This window comes from Marinobacter sp. MMG032 (genome assembly GCF_040112695.1).
GTDB lineage: Bacteria > Pseudomonadota > Gammaproteobacteria > Pseudomonadales > Oleiphilaceae > Marinobacter > Marinobacter salsuginis.
In genome coordinates, this window is record NZ_CP157802.1 from 975,947 (window position 1) to 992,357 (window position 16,411).

Annotated in this window: 13 protein-coding genes; 6 read left to right on the top strand and 7 right to left on the bottom strand. The window is 58.5% G+C overall.

The window, feature by feature from the left end; translation table 11 throughout:
• Positions 1-3 precede the first annotated feature (3 nt).
• Both mutS and fdxA read left to right on the top strand, forming a co-directional pair.
• Positions 4-2,649, top strand: a complete 2,646-nt coding sequence (gene mutS, locus ABNF92_RS04465) for a DNA mismatch repair protein MutS (RefSeq protein WP_349343561.1) — start codon at positions 4-6, stop codon at positions 2,647-2,649.
• Between the two features lie 150 nt (positions 2,650-2,799).
• A complete protein-coding gene (fdxA, locus tag ABNF92_RS04470) occupies positions 2,800-3,123 on the top strand; it encodes a ferredoxin FdxA (protein ID WP_349344058.1) in 324 nt (107 codons plus the stop codon).
• A gap of 74 nt (positions 3,124-3,197) precedes the next feature.
• Here the strand turns inward: fdxA and ABNF92_RS04475 are convergent, their stop codons facing one another.
• From ABNF92_RS04475 to ABNF92_RS04500, 6 genes are all read right to left on the bottom strand, one after another.
• Positions 3,198-3,830, bottom strand: coding sequence for a LysE family translocator (locus ABNF92_RS04475; RefSeq protein ID WP_349343562.1), 633 nt, complete (start codon positions 3,828-3,830; stop codon positions 3,198-3,200).
• 61 nt (positions 3,831-3,891) lie between these two features.
• On the bottom strand, positions 3,892-4,926 hold the full coding sequence (locus ABNF92_RS04480; RefSeq protein WP_349343563.1) for a hypothetical protein: 1,035 nt from the start codon (positions 4,924-4,926) through the stop codon (positions 3,892-3,894).
• A 139-nt stretch (positions 4,927-5,065) separates the two neighbouring features.
• Positions 5,066-6,016 (bottom strand): DegV family protein, encoded by a 951-nt coding sequence (locus ABNF92_RS04485; RefSeq protein ID WP_069183876.1) that lies wholly within the window; start codon positions 6,014-6,016, stop codon positions 5,066-5,068.
• A 110-nt stretch (positions 6,017-6,126) separates the two neighbouring features.
• Complete coding sequence (locus ABNF92_RS04490) at positions 6,127-6,960, bottom strand: metal-dependent hydrolase (protein ID WP_349343564.1); 834 nt, start codon at positions 6,958-6,960, stop codon at positions 6,127-6,129.
• A 257-nt stretch (positions 6,961-7,217) separates the two neighbouring features.
• The gene (locus ABNF92_RS04495; protein WP_209398339.1) at positions 7,218-8,594 is read right to left on the bottom strand and encodes a solute carrier family 23 protein; all 1,377 of its coding nucleotides are present in this window, start codon (positions 8,592-8,594) and stop codon (positions 7,218-7,220) included.
• 95 nt (positions 8,595-8,689) lie between these two features.
• Positions 8,690-10,318 carry an acyl-CoA synthetase gene (locus ABNF92_RS04500; RefSeq protein ID WP_222466415.1) on the bottom strand — a complete coding sequence of 543 codons (1,629 nt, stop codon included), beginning with the start codon at positions 10,316-10,318 and terminating at the stop codon, positions 8,690-8,692.
• Between the two features lie 152 nt (positions 10,319-10,470).
• On the opposite strand from ABNF92_RS04500, the gene ABNF92_RS04505 reads away from it, so the two are divergent.
• Both ABNF92_RS04505 and ABNF92_RS04510 read left to right on the top strand, forming a co-directional pair.
• Positions 10,471-11,985 carry a PAS domain S-box protein gene (locus ABNF92_RS04505; protein ID WP_349343565.1) on the top strand — a complete coding sequence of 505 codons (1,515 nt, stop codon included), beginning with the start codon at positions 10,471-10,473 and terminating at the stop codon, positions 11,983-11,985.
• Complete coding sequence (locus ABNF92_RS04510) at positions 11,978-12,634, top strand: response regulator (RefSeq protein ID WP_349343566.1); 657 nt, start codon at positions 11,978-11,980, stop codon at positions 12,632-12,634. The genes ABNF92_RS04505 and ABNF92_RS04510 overlap by 8 nt, the downstream gene beginning before the upstream one ends.
• 7 nt (positions 12,635-12,641) lie before the next feature.
• On the opposite strand, the gene ABNF92_RS04515 is transcribed toward ABNF92_RS04510, so the two are convergent.
• A complete protein-coding gene (locus tag ABNF92_RS04515; protein ID WP_136631699.1) occupies positions 12,642-14,057 on the bottom strand; it encodes a PLP-dependent aminotransferase family protein in 1,416 nt (471 codons plus the stop codon).
• A 239-nt stretch (positions 14,058-14,296) separates the two neighbouring features.
• Between ABNF92_RS04515 and ABNF92_RS04520 the strand changes: the two genes are divergently transcribed.
• Positions 14,297-15,103 carry a PhzF family phenazine biosynthesis protein gene (locus tag ABNF92_RS04520; RefSeq protein ID WP_349343567.1) on the top strand — a complete coding sequence of 269 codons (807 nt, stop codon included), beginning with the start codon at positions 14,297-14,299 and terminating at the stop codon, positions 15,101-15,103.
• Between the two features lie 43 nt (positions 15,104-15,146).
• On the top strand, positions 15,147-16,340 hold the full coding sequence (locus ABNF92_RS04525; RefSeq protein WP_349343568.1) for an NAD(P)/FAD-dependent oxidoreductase: 1,194 nt from the start codon (positions 15,147-15,149) through the stop codon (positions 16,338-16,340).
• Positions 16,341-16,411 lie beyond the last annotated feature (71 nt).

Consider the following 16,411-nt stretch of genomic DNA (forward strand, 5'->3'; position numbering starts at 1 on the left):
AGTATGCCGAAAGTCAGTAACGAAGCGCCCTCCAGCGAGTTATCCAAGCACACCCCAATGATGCAGCAATACCTGAAGATCAAGGGCCAACACCCCAATGAACTGGTGTTCTACCGCATGGGGGATTTCTACGAGCTGTTTTACGAAGACGCCAAGAAAGCGGCCGAGCTAATGGACATCACCCTCACGGCCAGGGGCCAGTCCGGGGGCAACCCGATCCCCATGGCCGGCATCCCCTATCACTCTTCTGAGGGTTACATTGCCCGCCTGGTTCGGGCAGGTCAATCCATCGCCATCTGCGAGCAGATCGGTGACCCTGCCACCAGCAAGGGACCGGTTGAGCGCCAGGTGGTTCGGATCGTCACACCGGGGACCCTGAGTGACGACGCCTATCTTGAGGATCGCCGTGACAACCTTCTGGTCGCCATATATAACCACCGGGAACAGTTCGGTTTTGCCTCGCTCGACATCTCCAGCGGCCGCTTTGCGGTATCAGAGCTGGAGAACCTGGAAGCCCTGCAGGGCGAACTCCAGCGCCTGCGTCCGGCGGAAATTCTGATCAGCGAGGATTTTCCCTACGAGGAAATACTGGAGGGCTTCACCGGTATCCGCCGTCAGGGCCCCTGGCTGTTCGAATCCGACACGGCCCGCCGGGTGATTACCCAGCAACTGCAGGTGAGAGATCTGACCGGTTTTGGCTGTGAGGACCTCAATCTGGCCGTCTGTGCCGCCGGTTGTCTGCTGCAGTACGCCAGGGAAACCCAGCGAACCGCCCTGCCCCATATCCGCAAGCTGACCCGCGAACGCAGGGATGAAGCAGTGATTCTGGATGCCGCCAGCCGTCGCAATCTGGAAATCGACACTAACCTGATGGGCGGCCATCAATACACCCTGGCCTGGGTGATGGACCGCACAGCCACGGCCATGGGTGGCCGGGAGCTTCGCCGCTGGCTGAACCGCCCGTTGCGGGACGTGGAGACTGTCCGTCAGCGCCAACAGGCGGTTTCGGCACTGCTGGACGGGTTTCATTACGAACCGGTACACGACCTGCTGAAAGCCGTGGGCGACATTGAGCGGGTATTGGCGCGAGTTGCCCTGCGCTCAGCGCGACCTCGGGACCTCGCACGACTCCGGGATGCCTTCCAGGCCCTGCCGGACCTGCAGGAAACACTGAAACCGGTGAATTCCCACCATGTCGTCAAGCTGGCGACCACCATTGGTGAATACCCGGAACTGGCGGACCTTCTGGAACGCTCCATCATCGACAACCCTCCGGTCGTGATTCGCGATGGTGGGGTCATCCGGGAAGGCTTTGACGAAGAGCTGGACGAGTTGCGCAACATCAGCGAGAACGCCGGCCAGTACCTACTCGACGTGGAAACACGTGAACGGGACCGCACCGGCATCAGCACCCTCAAGGTCGGCTACAACCGGGTGCACGGTTACTACATAGAAATCAGCCGCGCCCAGTCCGACCAGGCGCCGGTGGACTACATTCGCCGCCAGACCCTGAAAAACGCCGAGCGCTTTATCACCCCAGAACTCAAGGAATTCGAGGATAAGGCCCTCAGTGCCAAGAGCCGGGCTCTGGCCCGGGAAAAAGGCCTGTATGACGAAGTGCTGGAAACCGTGGCCGGACAGTTGGCGCCCCTGCAAGATGCCGCCCAGGCACTGGCCGAGCTGGACGTGCTCAGCAACTTTGCAGAGCGGGCCACTTCTCTACGCTTTTCCGCGCCGGAATTCAGCGAATCTCCCGGGTTCGACATTGAGGAAGGCCGCCATCCGGTGGTTGAACAGTTGCTGGATGAGCCTTTCGTACCCAATGATCTGTTGATGGATACCCAACGCCGCATGCTGGTGATCACCGGCCCGAACATGGGCGGTAAATCCACTTACATGCGCCAGGCAGCGCTGATTGCCCTGCTGGCCTACACCGGCAGCTTTGTGCCCGCCAACCGGGCAGTCATCGGCCCCGTCGACCGCATTTTCACCCGCATGGGCTCCTCGGACGACATCGCCGGCGGCCGATCCACCTTCATGGTGGAAATGACCGAAACCGCCAACATCCTGCACAACGCCACCGAACACAGCCTGGTATTGATGGATGAGGTCGGTCGCGGCACCAGCACCTTTGATGGCCTGTCACTGGCCTGGGCCACCGCCGAGCACCTGGCCCGTGAGATCCGCTGCTACACCCTGTTTGCCACCCACTATTTTGAGCTCACCCAACTGGCCGATGAGCTGCAGCATGCCGTTAACGTGCATCTGACCGCCACCGAGCACGACGACAGCATTGTGTTCCTGCACAATGTCCACGATGGCCCGGCGAGCCAGAGCTACGGGCTTCAGGTGGCCAAGCTGGCAGGCGTACCCCAGGATGTGATCCGCAACGCCAAGACCCAGCTTTCCCATCTGGAAGGCAGTGCCTCACCGGCCGCGCCGGCGGCTTCGGCTGGTGAGCAGAAGGAAGACACGGTCCGGACCAAACCTGCGCCCCAGGTTAATGAATCCGTCTACCAGGGTGACATGTTCGCGAGCCTGGAACCCAGCGCGGTGGAAGAGGCCCTTAAAGAGATGGACCTGGATGGACTCTCCCCACGGGATGCCATGAATCAGCTTTATGAACTGAAAGCGCTGATGAAGAAATAGCGGAAAATTGATCTGTGTAATAAGGTTATAGCAGTCGAACGCTTGCGGCTGTGCGGGTCGCTCCCTACAATATCGCGCACTAAAATATAACGGCGGCGCCCGAAGGCGCTCCTGATGAGACTGACCGACCACTGGACCAGGGATCTGACTATGGCGTTTATCGTTACTGATAACTGCATCAAGTGCAAATACACAGACTGCGTGGAAGTCTGCCCGGTAGACTGCTTCTACGAGGGACCGAACTTCCTGGTAATCGACCCGGACGAATGTATCGACTGCGCCCTGTGCGAGCCCGAGTGCCCGGCCGAAGCCATCTTTTCTGAAGACGAACTGCCGGCCGATCAGGTCCAGTTTGTGGAGCTGAACGCCGACCTGGCCGCGAAATGGCCAAACATCCCCGAAAAGAAAGATCCGCTGCCGGACGCCGAAGAGTGGGATGGCAAGCCGAACAAGCTGCAGTATCTGGAAAAGTAAGCCTCCAGAGCTGGGGATCAAAAAAGGGAAGCCGCGGCTTCCCTTTTTCTTTGTCTGAAGGTAATCGGGTGGCCTCAGGTACTGGCCAGCTTGGCGCCCATGGCCACGAAAAAGCCGCCCGTCAGACCGTTCAGCATCCGTTTCATCTTCACATTCACGCCAAGGCTGCGGAAGGTGACCACCACCCAGGCCAGACCACACTGCCAGAGCATGGCCAGCAGAAAATGCACGCCCGCCAACATCAGAGACTGCTGGAAAGCGTTACCGGCGGGGTCCACAAACTGTGGCAGCAGGGCCATGTAGAAGAGCGCGGTTTTCGGATTCAGAACATTGGACAGGAGTCCTTCGCGGAATGAGGCCACCATGGCAACCTTCCGGCGAACGGCCTCTTCTTTTTTTACCTCGGGCGCGTCTCCCCGGCGAAGGGCCTGGCGCAACGAACCGATGCCCAGCCATACCAGGTAGCAGGCACCCGCCCACTTCAGGGCGGAAAACGCCCAGGCGGTTTCCACCAACAGAAGTGAAATACCCAAAGCCGAGAGCGTGGCGTGAATGAACAGTCCGCTGCAAATGCCAACACTGGTGACACAGCCATCCCGCAAACCACCCCGGCCGGTGTTCCTCATCACCAGCAGGGTATCAACACCCGGTGTGATGGTGAGCAGGGTAATGGCAACGAGATAGGCCCAGAACAAATCCGATATCAAAACCGTCCCCTATCAAACTCTTGTACAGAACGCTTCAGGGGCCGGACCCGCAACCGGTAAGTCAGGCCTCCTGGTGGAGAATCTTACGCGCCGTGGCGGACTTATAAAACGGTGCAAGCCGCCGGCGAACCAGGGCCTCAACATAGCCCTCTTCACGCAATACGTCTATAACCGGAATTGCGTAGGCATCGATCTCTGCCATGACCACCTCACGGCTGACACCCAAATCGCCCAGCAGTTCTGTGAGCGGTCTTTCGCCATATTTTACTAACAGGTGAGAAACCACCGCACGGGCACAGTTCTCGAAGTAGCCGGTCTTGCGAAACTGCAGCCAGAACTCATAGCCCAGCACGACAAACTCTTGCAGTTCGACGTCTCCCAGGCCCTCGTGCAGCTCGGCAATGGTGCGATCTTCCAGTGACACCCAGGCCGCCATCACGCTGTCCCGCAGTTCGTCGTCAGACAGAGCCCTGTGCAGAAACTGCTCGCTCCGGCTAATCAGACCGGGCAGGCTGTCAGACAGCCAGGCCTTGAGGCGCCGCTCAAAGGTTTCATCCAGCCCAGGCACCGCCCTGTTGGCCATGCGCTTGCCAAACTTCATCATTGAACCGACGCCCGGCACGGACTTGGTGATCAGATTGTCCTCGTAGAGGTAGTTCACCAGACCGTGGTAAACCACGTTGGAGACCAACTCTTGATAGACCGGGTGAGCCATGATTTCACTGATCACCCGCTCCCGCTGCTGCCGCAATTCCAGAGCCTCCTCAAGAAAACCGGTAGCCTGTTCGCGGGTGATGATCTCGCCCAATGTGGTTTGCGATTGCACGTCGGCATTGAGCACTTCGGTTGCCATTTCGGCGGCCAGTTCAGGGATACCTGCATCCAGCTCCATATCCATAACGATACGCTGAATAACGCCCATCACCTGGTCTTCCGACGTAATCCGGTTCAGGGTTATCTCATTGGCATAGCCCCAAAGCTCATCCAGCTCCTGCTCCAGAAATTTACGCAGCTTCGTGCCCTTGAGCGAGGCCAGTTCATGCTTTACGTGCTGTTCCAGCAGCTGGTTGGCGAGATCCGTTTTGCCTTTGGTCATGGCGCAATTCTTCCTGTCGTTAAAATGAAAGACACTGACCAGAGGCTAACATGAAGTTCAGGTTGGCAGGTTTGCCAAAACTACAGGTGGGAGGGTGCGGCCCGGCCAGTCCCGCACACCCGCGGACTGCGTGGCCGATTCACTGAAAATCGTTGAACGTGTGGGGCTCTGCCGCCAGGGCCAGGCAAAGACTGCCGGGGCCGACATAGATGCTGCTGGTGATGCCCATTTGGGATAGTAGAAGTTCCACACCGTTACGCTCACAGGCATCCCGCAGGCGGTTAAGCCCGGGCAAATCCTCGATTTCAGTCCAGGTCAGGCCACAGGAAAGACTCACGTACGGGGTCAGGAGACCGGCTTCCACCCGTGCTGCGGCATAGTTCATCACCTTCTCCACCGCCACATCGAAACTGCGGGTTTTGGCCACCGGCTGGCCTTCGGCCCCCTGCCCGAAGATAACCGGAGTAATGTTCAGTGCCTTACCAAGAAAGGCCACCAACGCCGACACACTCTTGTCACCACGACGCCTTGCCCGCTCACGGATGTAATGCAGGTCCCGGGGAATCACACAGGTGTAGATCTTGTCGCTGAAGGATTCAACCTCATGCCGCAGGGCATTCTTGGAAACCTTCTGGTCGATCAGCTTGAGGGTATGTGCCGCGAGCAGGCCCTGACCGGCGAAGATCTGCTTGCTGTCGATCACCCGCATAAAGAAGCGGCCATCGCGACCGGCTGCCTGCCGCGCCCCTTCATAATTGGCCAGAACACTGTTCATGGCTTCGGTGGCGTTCTGGAAAATCAGGCTTCGGGTTTTGGTCACCGTCTCGCAGATAGCGACATCAAACTGGGTAACGATCTTTTCCATGAACAGATCGTGGATCTGTTCGGCGGTGAAGGCGCGGGTTTCCGCCTGATGCCCCTTCTGTAGCAGACCACTCTGGTAGAACTCCTGGGTCCGCACAGGATCGTGCTCGTCTATGTAGGTCTGGCCGTCAATTACAGCGGTTACCGGAAGGATGAACAGGTCGTGCTTGCGGCTGAATTCATAAGGTAAGTCGCACGCAGAATCGACGATCAAACCAACTCGCATGGTGGGCCTCCAGCTCCGGGAAGCTTCTTGACCGGAAGCCCCCTTTTTTGTCGTTATTTTTTATGCCGCACAGTTTTACACACCCCGATCAGAATTTCAGCAACCCTGGTCTAACCCGCACTGGATGTCATGTCCAGCTCCCGAAGATTCCGTTCGAGCAGTTCCCGGTTATCCTGCTGCCAGGGATGAAATCCCTTGCGGAAATAGGCCAGGAATTCCGGCAGGCACTTGCGAAGCACGCCGGGCTTTCCCCACAGGAAATTCACGCCACCAAGCCAGGTGCGAAGGCTCCAGAGCTTGCCATCGGCCTTCAGCAGGCTGCAGGTATTGAGAAAGGTGTACTTGAAGAAATTCCAGGTCACGAACAGGAAGACAATCCGGCGGAGCCGCTCGTTGCCGACACATTCCCGGTAGACATCAAAGGCCACGGATTTGTGTTCGGTTTCCTCGATTGCATGCCAGCGCCAGAGTTTCGCCATGGCCGGCGTAGCGCCCTCCATCCATTCCGGGTGGCTCAAAATGGCATTGGCCAGAACCGCGGTGTAATGCTCGGCGCCACAGGTGCCTGCCAGTTGGCGGCTTGGCGGTAACTTGCCCACCCATGCCATGTGTTTCTGGAACCGCCGGTCCAGGGCATCAATGTCATAACCCCTGGCCTTCAAGGCTTCGTTGTAGTCCTTGGGCTCACGGCTGTGCAGGGCTTCCTGACCAATAAAGCCGCGAATCTCTGCTTTCAGCTTGGGATCCTCAATTTTGTCCCGATAGAGTCGAACAGCATTTATGAACTGCTGTTCTCCATCAGGGAATTGCAGGGAAAGCGCGTTAAAGAATGCCGTCCGGAAAGCGTCGTTACCGTGCCAGAGCGTTTTGAGGTCTTCGCTGACATCGAACCGTAGATGCCTCGGCTCAACGGACACGCCCTCGGGCGTGGAGCTGATGGTCATGACTGCCTCCTGTTTTTGTAGTGTTGTTATCAGTAATGAACAGCGGACAAAAATTCATCAGTCAAAGCAGTTTAAACCCGAAAACCACACGGAAGGAATACTTCAAGAGGGAAATTTGGACAAATTGTCACGAAATGACATTCTGTCAACGATCGAGTATCAAGAGAAAAGGCAGACACAAAAAAAGGGAGGCACGAAGCCTCCCAAGGACACACAGGGGGTCAGCACTTTCCGGTGCAGAGCCGGAAAGCGCAGGTTTAGTGCTCTTCTGCGGCTCTCACGCCCGGCGCTTCCGGGTCGGCGGTAAAGCCAAGCAATTTGGTACGTTCAATCAGGAAATAGAGGATGGCGCCGGTTGCCAGGCCCCAGCCCGCTCCGTAGACAGCCAGGACCACACCCATGGTGCCGGCGATGCCACGCTCGGTGTTATTCTCCAGCTGCTCCAGCCCTACCATCAGGCAGATATAGCCGGTCAGAAGCAGGGTCAGTGACAGGGCAATCGGCAGCACTGGCTGGAAGAAACTGACCAGGGGCAGCACGAACAGGGCAATAAAGCCGGTAATCCAGAACGTACCGCCACCACTGTAGATGGAGTCCATGGCATTACGGCCATACTTGTAACGCTCGGCCATGGTGGCTGTGACGGCCGTCCAGATCGGCCCGGCCAGGCCCGGGTATGGCGCAAAGAAAGCGTGGCCACCATTGCGGATCGCGGTTACCAGGTGCACCCGGTCGATGCTGTTGTCGATGTCTTCATCTTTACGCAGGTGGTCAACCCGGTTCATCAGAGACTGGCCCACCACGATGTCGCCGAAGGCAATCACGTAGGCGATCACCGCCGTGGGAATGGCATACAGGAAGACGTTAGCGTCCGGGAAACCGACAGCGAACGGCAGGTAGTTCCAGAGCTCGTCGAACGCTGGCTTGGTAATGCCCCACTCGACATTGGGCACCTCGTATTCGCCAGTGGCAAAGCCGACCAGAATCGCGACGACCATACCCGGCACCATGCCGTAGTTGGCAATCTTGCGGGCGATGGAGCTGCTTTCCACAAAGCCTTTGAACGATACGGAGAACATCAGGTACAGGCACACCAGGCCACCGATGATCAGGGAAATCGGCGTATTGGCCAGGCGGCCGCCCGCTTCGATTTCCCCCATCAGGGCCGCGATGCCGGCGCCAATGATAATTCCGCCTTTCATGGAACGGGGAATCAGCTCCACCAGCTTGCTGCCCAGGCGGGTAATACCCAGAACCAGGAAAATAATGAACACCAGGAACTGCAGGGCGAACAGAGCCTGGATGGCTTCGGGGCCTGGCTCGTAGTCACTCAGGAACAACAGGACAACCGGAATACCCGGGGTAATCCAGCCAGGCACCAGAGGCACACCCAGCAGGGCCGGCAGCATGAAGCCGATACCGCAGATCACCACGTATGCCAGAGCCACGTCGTAAGGCACTCCCAGGTATTTCTCAAGAAGGGGGATCATGGCCAGGCTGACCACGAACATAATCAGGGCCTGCACCATCTCCGCGAATTCCCAGCGGTAATGAACAAACGGCAGACGAACCTTGAAGGGACCAGCCGGCCAGTATGGCTGCTCTTCCCCGTTCTTTCGGTGAAACATTTGCATAAAAAGGTCTCCGGGCTCACGCGGTGCGTGTGCCTGACAGCGTTGTTTTTCTGGTTAAAGTCGGCTGCGCCAGGGCGGCGCAGCCGATCACAGGGTCAGTTCAGATCTTTGGCCTGATCTCTCAGCACGAACTTCTGGATCTTGCCCGTGGAGGTTTTGGGCAGCTCCGAGAATACAATTGTCTTGGGCACTTTAAACCGGGCCAGGTGCTCACGGCAGAAATTGATGATGTCTTCCTCGCTGACCTGCCCCGCCTCCGGCTTGAGGGTAACGAAGGCGCAGGGAGTCTCACCCCACTTCTCGTCAGGCCTTGCTACCACAGCCGCCTCAAGGACAGCGGGATGACGGTACAGGGTATCCTCAACCTCAATGGTAGAGATATTCTCACCACCGGAGATAATGATGTCTTTCAGCCGGTCCTTGATCTCCATGTAGCCGTCTTCGTGCCAAACGGCCAGGTCGCCAGTGTGGAACCAGCCGCCCCGGAAAGCCTCTTCGGTAGCCTTGGGGTTCTTCAGGTAGCCCTTCATCACGGTATTACCGCGCAGAAAAATTTCACCGATGGTCTTGCCGTCTTTGGGCACCGGCTCCATGGTGTTCGGGTCGCCAACCATGGTGCCAGCCAGGGTGTGATAGCGAACGCCCTGGCGAGCCTTCTTGCGGGCCCGGTCGTGCAGCGGCAGCGCATCCCACTCGGACTTCCACGCGCAAACCGTCACCGGCCCATACACTTCGGTCAGGCCATAAACGTGGGTTACCTGGATACCCATCTCTTCGATGGCACCAATCACCTGGGCGGGGGGCGCCGCACCGGCTGTCATGGACTTCACTTCGTGGTCGATACCCGCTTTGGCGGATTCCGGCACGTTCAGCAGTGCGTTAAGAACAATCGGCGCACCGCACATGTGGGTCACCTGATGGTCACGGATCAGCTGCAGGATCTTCTCCGGGTCAACCCGACGCAGGCAGACGTGGGTTCCAGCCATGGCGGTGATGGTCCAGGGGAAACACCAGCCGTTACAGTGGAACATCGGCAAGGTCCACAGGTACACCGGGTGCATGTCCATGGACCAGACCGCCTGGTTGCCGATAGCATTGATGTAGGCGCCACGGTGGTGATAGACCACACCCTTGGGATTACCGGTAGTGCCGGATGTGTAGTTCAGGGAGATGGCGTCCCACTCGTTGTCCGGGAAGCTCCACTGGAACGCCGGATCGCCTTCCTGCAGGAATGCCTCGTAGTCCAGATCGCTGACCTGAACGCCCTCACCGTACTCGGGATCGTCCACATCAATTACCAGCGGCTTGGTGTCCAGGCGGCTGACGGCGTCCTTGATCACTTCCCCGAATTCACGGTCGGCAATCACAACCTTGGCCTCACCATGCTCCAGCATGAAAGCAATGGCTTCGGCATCCAGGCGAACATTCAGGGTGTTCAACACCGCACCAATCATGGGCACGCCGAAATGGGACTCCACCATGGCCGGAATGTTCGGCAGCATGACGGCAACGGTGTCACCTCGTCCGATGCCGCGCCCTTTCAAGGCCGAGGCCAGACGGCGACAGCGCTCATAGGTCTGCGCCCAGGTGTAACGGATCGCACCATGGATTACCGCGGGGTACTCCGGGTAAACGGTGGCGGTGCGTTCAATAAAATCGACGGGAGATTGGACGGCGTAATTGGCGTCAACGGGCGCCAGGCCCTGGTCAAATATCGAGGTCATTGCGTGGTCCTCTTGAGTGCTGTTGTTCTTATGGCGTATTCAGGAATATCGCTAAACTAGCTATACTTCGGGCTGGCCAAAATAGTATTGAATAGAATAAATACTAGAAATTATACCAACGTATTATAGTTTAGTTACTATATCGAAGAGCCATGAACGATAACTCCCCTTCAAGTGTATTTAGTTTGCACGACGCCGACCCGCAACCCGGATTAATCCTGGATGGCGCGGGCGCTGTCCTGGGGGAGAACCGTGCAGCCAGGGAACTGCGTCAAACAGCCGGCCTGGCCTCGCCCGAGGACCTTCTGCCAATCAACGCCCGGGCATTGGTGAAATCATCCCTGGAACAAATCCGGGCCATTGAAAACGTCGAATCCCGGACGCAACCGGGCCAAACCGGGACGATCTTGATGTGGACGTTCATCCCGGACGTCAAGACGGCCCAGGTTCTGGCACGGGCAAGGAACGCCACGCAAGACGTCCGGACCCAGGAAGAGGCCACCCGCTCCAACCGCCTGTACCGGTTGATCACCGAAAACACCACCGACCTGATCTCCCGACACGCTCCGGATGGGCGTTTTATTGATGCCACTCCCGCATCATGGCGACTGTTGGGCTACTGGCCGGAGGAATTGCGTGGCAAACCCCTCGAAGAGGTCTTTCGCGGAAACCATGTGACCCAGAAACTGGCGGAGACCCGTAACCTGCTCAGGGATGACGGCTACGCCACCATGACCCTGGAGATCATCCACCGAGACGGCTCCCGTCGCTGGTTCGAGATTGCCAGCCGGGCCATCCGGGAAACCTATACCGGCGCCGTGATTGAGGTCATCAGCGTGTCCCGGGATATCACCGCCCGGGTGGAATCCGAGGAGAACAACCGCAGGCTGGCCGACGAACTGGCCCATACCGCCAGGCTCGCGACTCTCGGGGAGCTTGCCTCCAGCATTGCCCACGAAATGAACCAACCGCTGGCCACCATTGTGAACTTCGCCAGCGCCAGCCAGCGCTATCTGAAAAGTGCCCGAACCCACCCTGAATGCCTGGATCGCGTGGATGATGGCCTGCAGAAAATCGTTCACCACGCCAACCGCGCATCGGAAGTGATCAAACGCCTCCGGGCTTTCTTACGCAAAGGGCAGAAGCGGACCGCGCCAATCGCCCTGAACGACGTCGTGAGCAACGTCGCCCGCCTGTGTCAGTGGGAAGCGGAAAAAAACAATGTGCAGATTCTTGAGAGACTGGCGTGCTGCGCGCCGGTCATCACTGCCGACCCGGTGCTGCTGGAACAGGTGTTGATCAACCTGATCCGCAACGGCATTGAAGCCACGATCGATGCCCGTGGCCAAGAAACTCAGGACGCACCCGCGCAGATCGTCGTAACCACCTGCATCAACGATCAGAACGAAACCCTGATTGAAGTCACCGATGAAGGCCCAGGCCTGGATGAACAGGGCATCCGCCAGATGTTCCAGCCGTTCTACACCAGTAAGCCCCAGGGCCTTGGCCTGGGGCTGTCCATGAGCCGTTCCATTATCGAGGGTTTCGGTGGCTTCCTCGACGCCCGCCCCGCCGCCACCGGTGGCCTGTCGCTAATCTGTCGATTCCCAGCCAGCCAGAACCAGAAGCACAAAACCGCAATCACGGAGAACCAGCCTGATGACTGACCATTCTGCCCCGGAAGCCACCACCGTCTACGTTGTTGACGACGACGCCGGCATGCTGGAGTCCACCCAATGGTTGCTGGAATCGGTGGGCCTGAACGTGGAAGCCTACAGCGACGGCCGGAAATTTCTGGACGCGGTAGGCAACAAGAAAGCCGGCTGCGTGGTTCTGGATGTGAGAATGCCGGGGCTCGGCGGCCTGAACGTTCAGGAGGAGCTTCAGAAGCGCGGGCTGGACCTGCCCATCATCTTTGTCTCTGGCCATGCGGATGTGCCCATTGTGGTCAGGGCGTTCAAATCCGGCGCTTTCGATTTCATCGAAAAGCCGTTCAACGAACAGCTCCTGCTGGACAGCGTTCAGCAGGCCCTGCAGGAACATCAACACTCGGCCCCACAGCTACAGGGCGATGAGTCAACCGAAGCCCTGCTGACCACCCTCACCCGGCGCGAACGGGATGTGTTTCTGCCATTGGCCCAGGGCTACACCAGCCGGGAAATCGCCGAGCAGTTGGATGTCAGTGTTAAAACGATCGATCTGTACCGGGCCCGGGTGATGAAACGCCTGGGCGCCGATCGCCTGCCAGATGTCACCGGCAAAGCCATCGCCGCCGGTCTGCTTGACCCGCTGGACCTGCGTAGCGAAAAAAGCTGAGCAGCTCCTACCCCGAGGCCGCCTGCACCTCGTGAGCCAGCACTCCCAGCCTGGCCACGGCCTGCTCTATACGTTCACTCCAGGGGTTAGCGCTGTTCAGCCTCAGGCAATTTTCGTATTTGTCCGCGGTGGAGAACATCAACCCCGGCGCCACGTTAATATCCTCAGCCCTGGCCCTGTGATACACCTCGGTGCCGGAAACGCCATCCGGCAACTGCACCCAGAGTACAAACCCTCCCTGAGGCCGACTCACAGCCGTGCCCTCCGGAAATGCCCGGGCCACGGCTGTGCGCATACGCTCAGTGGATTCACGATAGTGCTGACGCGCTGAGCGCAGATAGCGATCGTAACCGCCCTGCTCCAGAAAATGCGCCACCGCCATCTGGGGAATCGATGAGGTTGCCAGGTTGACAAAGTACTTGTGCTGCCGGGCGCTGGCCATATGCCGCCCCGGTACCATCCAGCCAAGCCGCAGGCCCGGCGAGATAGTCTTGGAGAACGAACTGCAGTAAATCACATTATCCGCACGATCGAAGGCCTTGGCCGGTTTTGGCCGGTCCCCGGAGTGATGGAGATCGCCATAGATATCGTCCTCGATAAGCGGTACGGCAGCGGCCGCCAGCATGGAGACCAGCTGTTTCTTACGATCGTCTGACATTTGCGCACCCATGGGATTGCTGTGATTGGTCACCACCACACAGGCTTTCAGGGGCCACTGCTCAAGCGCCAGCTGCAAGCCCTCCAGGCTCAACCCCTCAGAAGGATGGGTAGGAATTTCAATGACCTTTAGCCCCACCACCTCCAGCGCCTGGAGAATTCCCGGGAAGGACGGGGATTCCACGGCCACAATATCACCAGGCTGGGTCACGGCACGAAGCGCCAGGATGATCGCTTCCTGGGCACCGTTGGTGGCGAGTACATCATCCGGCGTTACCGGTACTCCGAGTGTCGCCATCCGCTGGGCAATCTGCCGCCGAAACGATTCCTTGCCGGGAAACGCGTAGTCCAGGGTTTCCAGGCCGCGGCGTGCAGCCCAGAGCGTACTGTGCTGTATCTGCCGGAGCGGCAGGTAATCAGGATGGGGAATCGCTGTCGCCAGAGGCACCATCCGCTTTTGCTCGTCGGCACAAAGGTCCAGGGTCATTTCCCGGGCGCTGACTGGCACCGGACGGCTGCGGTGCCTTCGCATCACAGGCTCGGGTGCATCCACCGTCGGCAGCCTTACGAAGTAGCCACTGCGCTCCCTGGCCTGCAGAAAGCCTCGTGCTTCCAGGGTCTGGTGCGCCTGCAGGATAGTCGAAATACTTACGCCATACTGCCGGCTCAGCATTCGCACGCCCGGCAATCGATCACCGTCACGGTAGACACCGTCCCTGATCAACTCCTGAAGCTGATCCGCCACCTGATTGTAAAGAATGCCCATCCTACGCCCCTCGTCTGACTGTCTTTCGGGAGTTGCCACTCCATTGCACCAGAAGCAGCACCTCTTCATGCAGTACAGATACTGTCGAATATGACCGGCACAGATTCCGAAAACCACACTCTGTACCGGTTCAAAATGAGATTATCTGAATCTGTTATGTCAGTCAGTTCATTTCCTACAATAAGCTCAACATCCAAGGTGCTTCCAGGTGAGGCCAAACAACCCAAGGAGATGAGACCATGACACACCCCCTCTATCAGGTGGATGCCTTTACCAGCAAGGTATTCGGTGGCAACCCGGCCGCGGTCATGCCCCTGGAGCAATGGCTGCCGGACAATGTCATGCTCTCGCTCGCCATGGAGAACAATCTCTCCGAGACGGCTTTTTTCGTGCGGCTTCCCGAGGACGAAGAAGCCGATTTCCATATCCGCTGGTTTACGCCGGGCACAGAGGTGCCGCTGTGTGGCCACGCCACTCTGGCCAGCGCCTGGGTGATCTTCAACAAGCTTGGCTGGGATGAAGAGCGAATCCGCTTTGACTCCAAAAGCGGCCGGCTGTCCGTCAGGCAGTCCGATGACGGCTGGCTGGTCCTGGATTTCCCGAATCTGGCCTTCGAGGAGCAAACCACGCCAACGCTGATTCGGGAAGCTCTGGAAGGAGCACCTGATACCGCTTTTTTTGTTCCCAACGACACCAACTACATGGTGGTTCTGAAGGACGAAGCGGCCGTGCGTGCTGCCCAGCCCGACATGCGCAAATTAAAGCAACTGGGCAACCAGGGGCTGATCATTACCGCACCGGGCACCGACTGCGATTTTGTCAGCCGATATTTCGCTCCGGGCGCCGGCATTGATGAGGACCCGGTGACCGGTTCCATTCACAGCATACTGGTACCCTACTGGGCTGAGAAACTGGGCAAAACAAGGCTGGACGCCCGTCAGATTTCGGCCCGTGGCGGTGTGCTACGCTGCGAACTGAAAGGCGACCGGGTCGATATCGCCGGGCAGGCTGCCTTCTACATGGAAGGCTCCGTCTACCTGCCCTGAGACTGGTATACTGCCCGCCGTTTTCTTTGTAGTGGCGGGCAACATGGCGGCAGATTCAGCTTCACAGTACGACGTAATCATTATCGGCGCCGGCGCGGCGGGCCTGATGTGTGCGGCAACCGCCGGCTATCGCGGCCGGAAAGTGCTGGTATTGGACCACGCCAACAAGCCGGGCAAGAAAATCCTCATGTCCGGAGGCGGGCGCTGCAACTTCACCAACCTGAACAGCACACCCTCCAACTTCCTGTCGGATAACCCGCACTACTGCATCTCCGCGCTCAAGCGCTACACACCTCAGGACTTCCTGGAACTGGTGGATCGACACGGCATTGAGCACGAGGAAAAAGCCCCAGGCCAGCTGTTCTGCAAAAACAGCGCCAAGGACATCCTCAACATGCTGCTGACCGAATGTGAGTGGGCCGGCGCGGAAGTGAGGATGAAGACTGCGGTCGACCGCATAGCGGAAACCGACAATGGCTATCGCCTGCGCGTCGGCTCCGGCGATCTCACCTGCGAATCCCTGGTGATAGCCACCGGCGGCCTGTCCATTCCCACCATGGGCGCCACGGCATTTGGTTACCGGGTGGCCGAGCAGTTTGGCCTGAAGGTACTGCCCACCCGGGCAGGCCTGGTGCCCTTTACCCTGCAGCCGGAGTTGAAAGAACAGCTTGCCCCTTTGTCTGGTGTCAGTTGCCCGGTGGACGTGCAATGCCATGACCAGCACTTCCGGGAACCCATGCTGGTTACTCATCGGGGGCTCAGTGGCCCGGCGATACTCCAGATCTCAAGTTTCTGGGAACCGGGGGACAGCCTGGCTATCAACCTGCTGCCAGCCTGCAACATCAGGGACGACCTTCTGGGCCTGCGGAAAACCCGCCCGCAATCGACCATTGCAAACTACCTGACCCAGCACCTGCCAAAACGGTTTGCCCAGGCCTTCAACGAACTGCAGGGCTGGACCGGCCCTTTGCAGGGCTACAAGAACAGCGATATCGAACAGGTTGCCGATACTCTGGGCCAATGGTCGATCAAGCCAGCTGGCACCGAGGGCTACCGAACCGCAGAAGTCACCCTGGGGGGCGTTGATACCCGCCAGCTCTCCTCCAAGACCATGGCAGTAATGGAACGGCCAAACCTGTATTTCATTGGCGAGGTCGTGGATGTGACAGGCCACCTCGGCGGCCATAACTTCCAATGGGCCTGGGCCTCGGGTGTGGCAGCCGGTAACAGCGCCTGAACGGACATCCGATTGCCCAAAGCTGGCGTAGAACTTGTAACCTGAGTCCATGTATTGGCATGACCAGACAC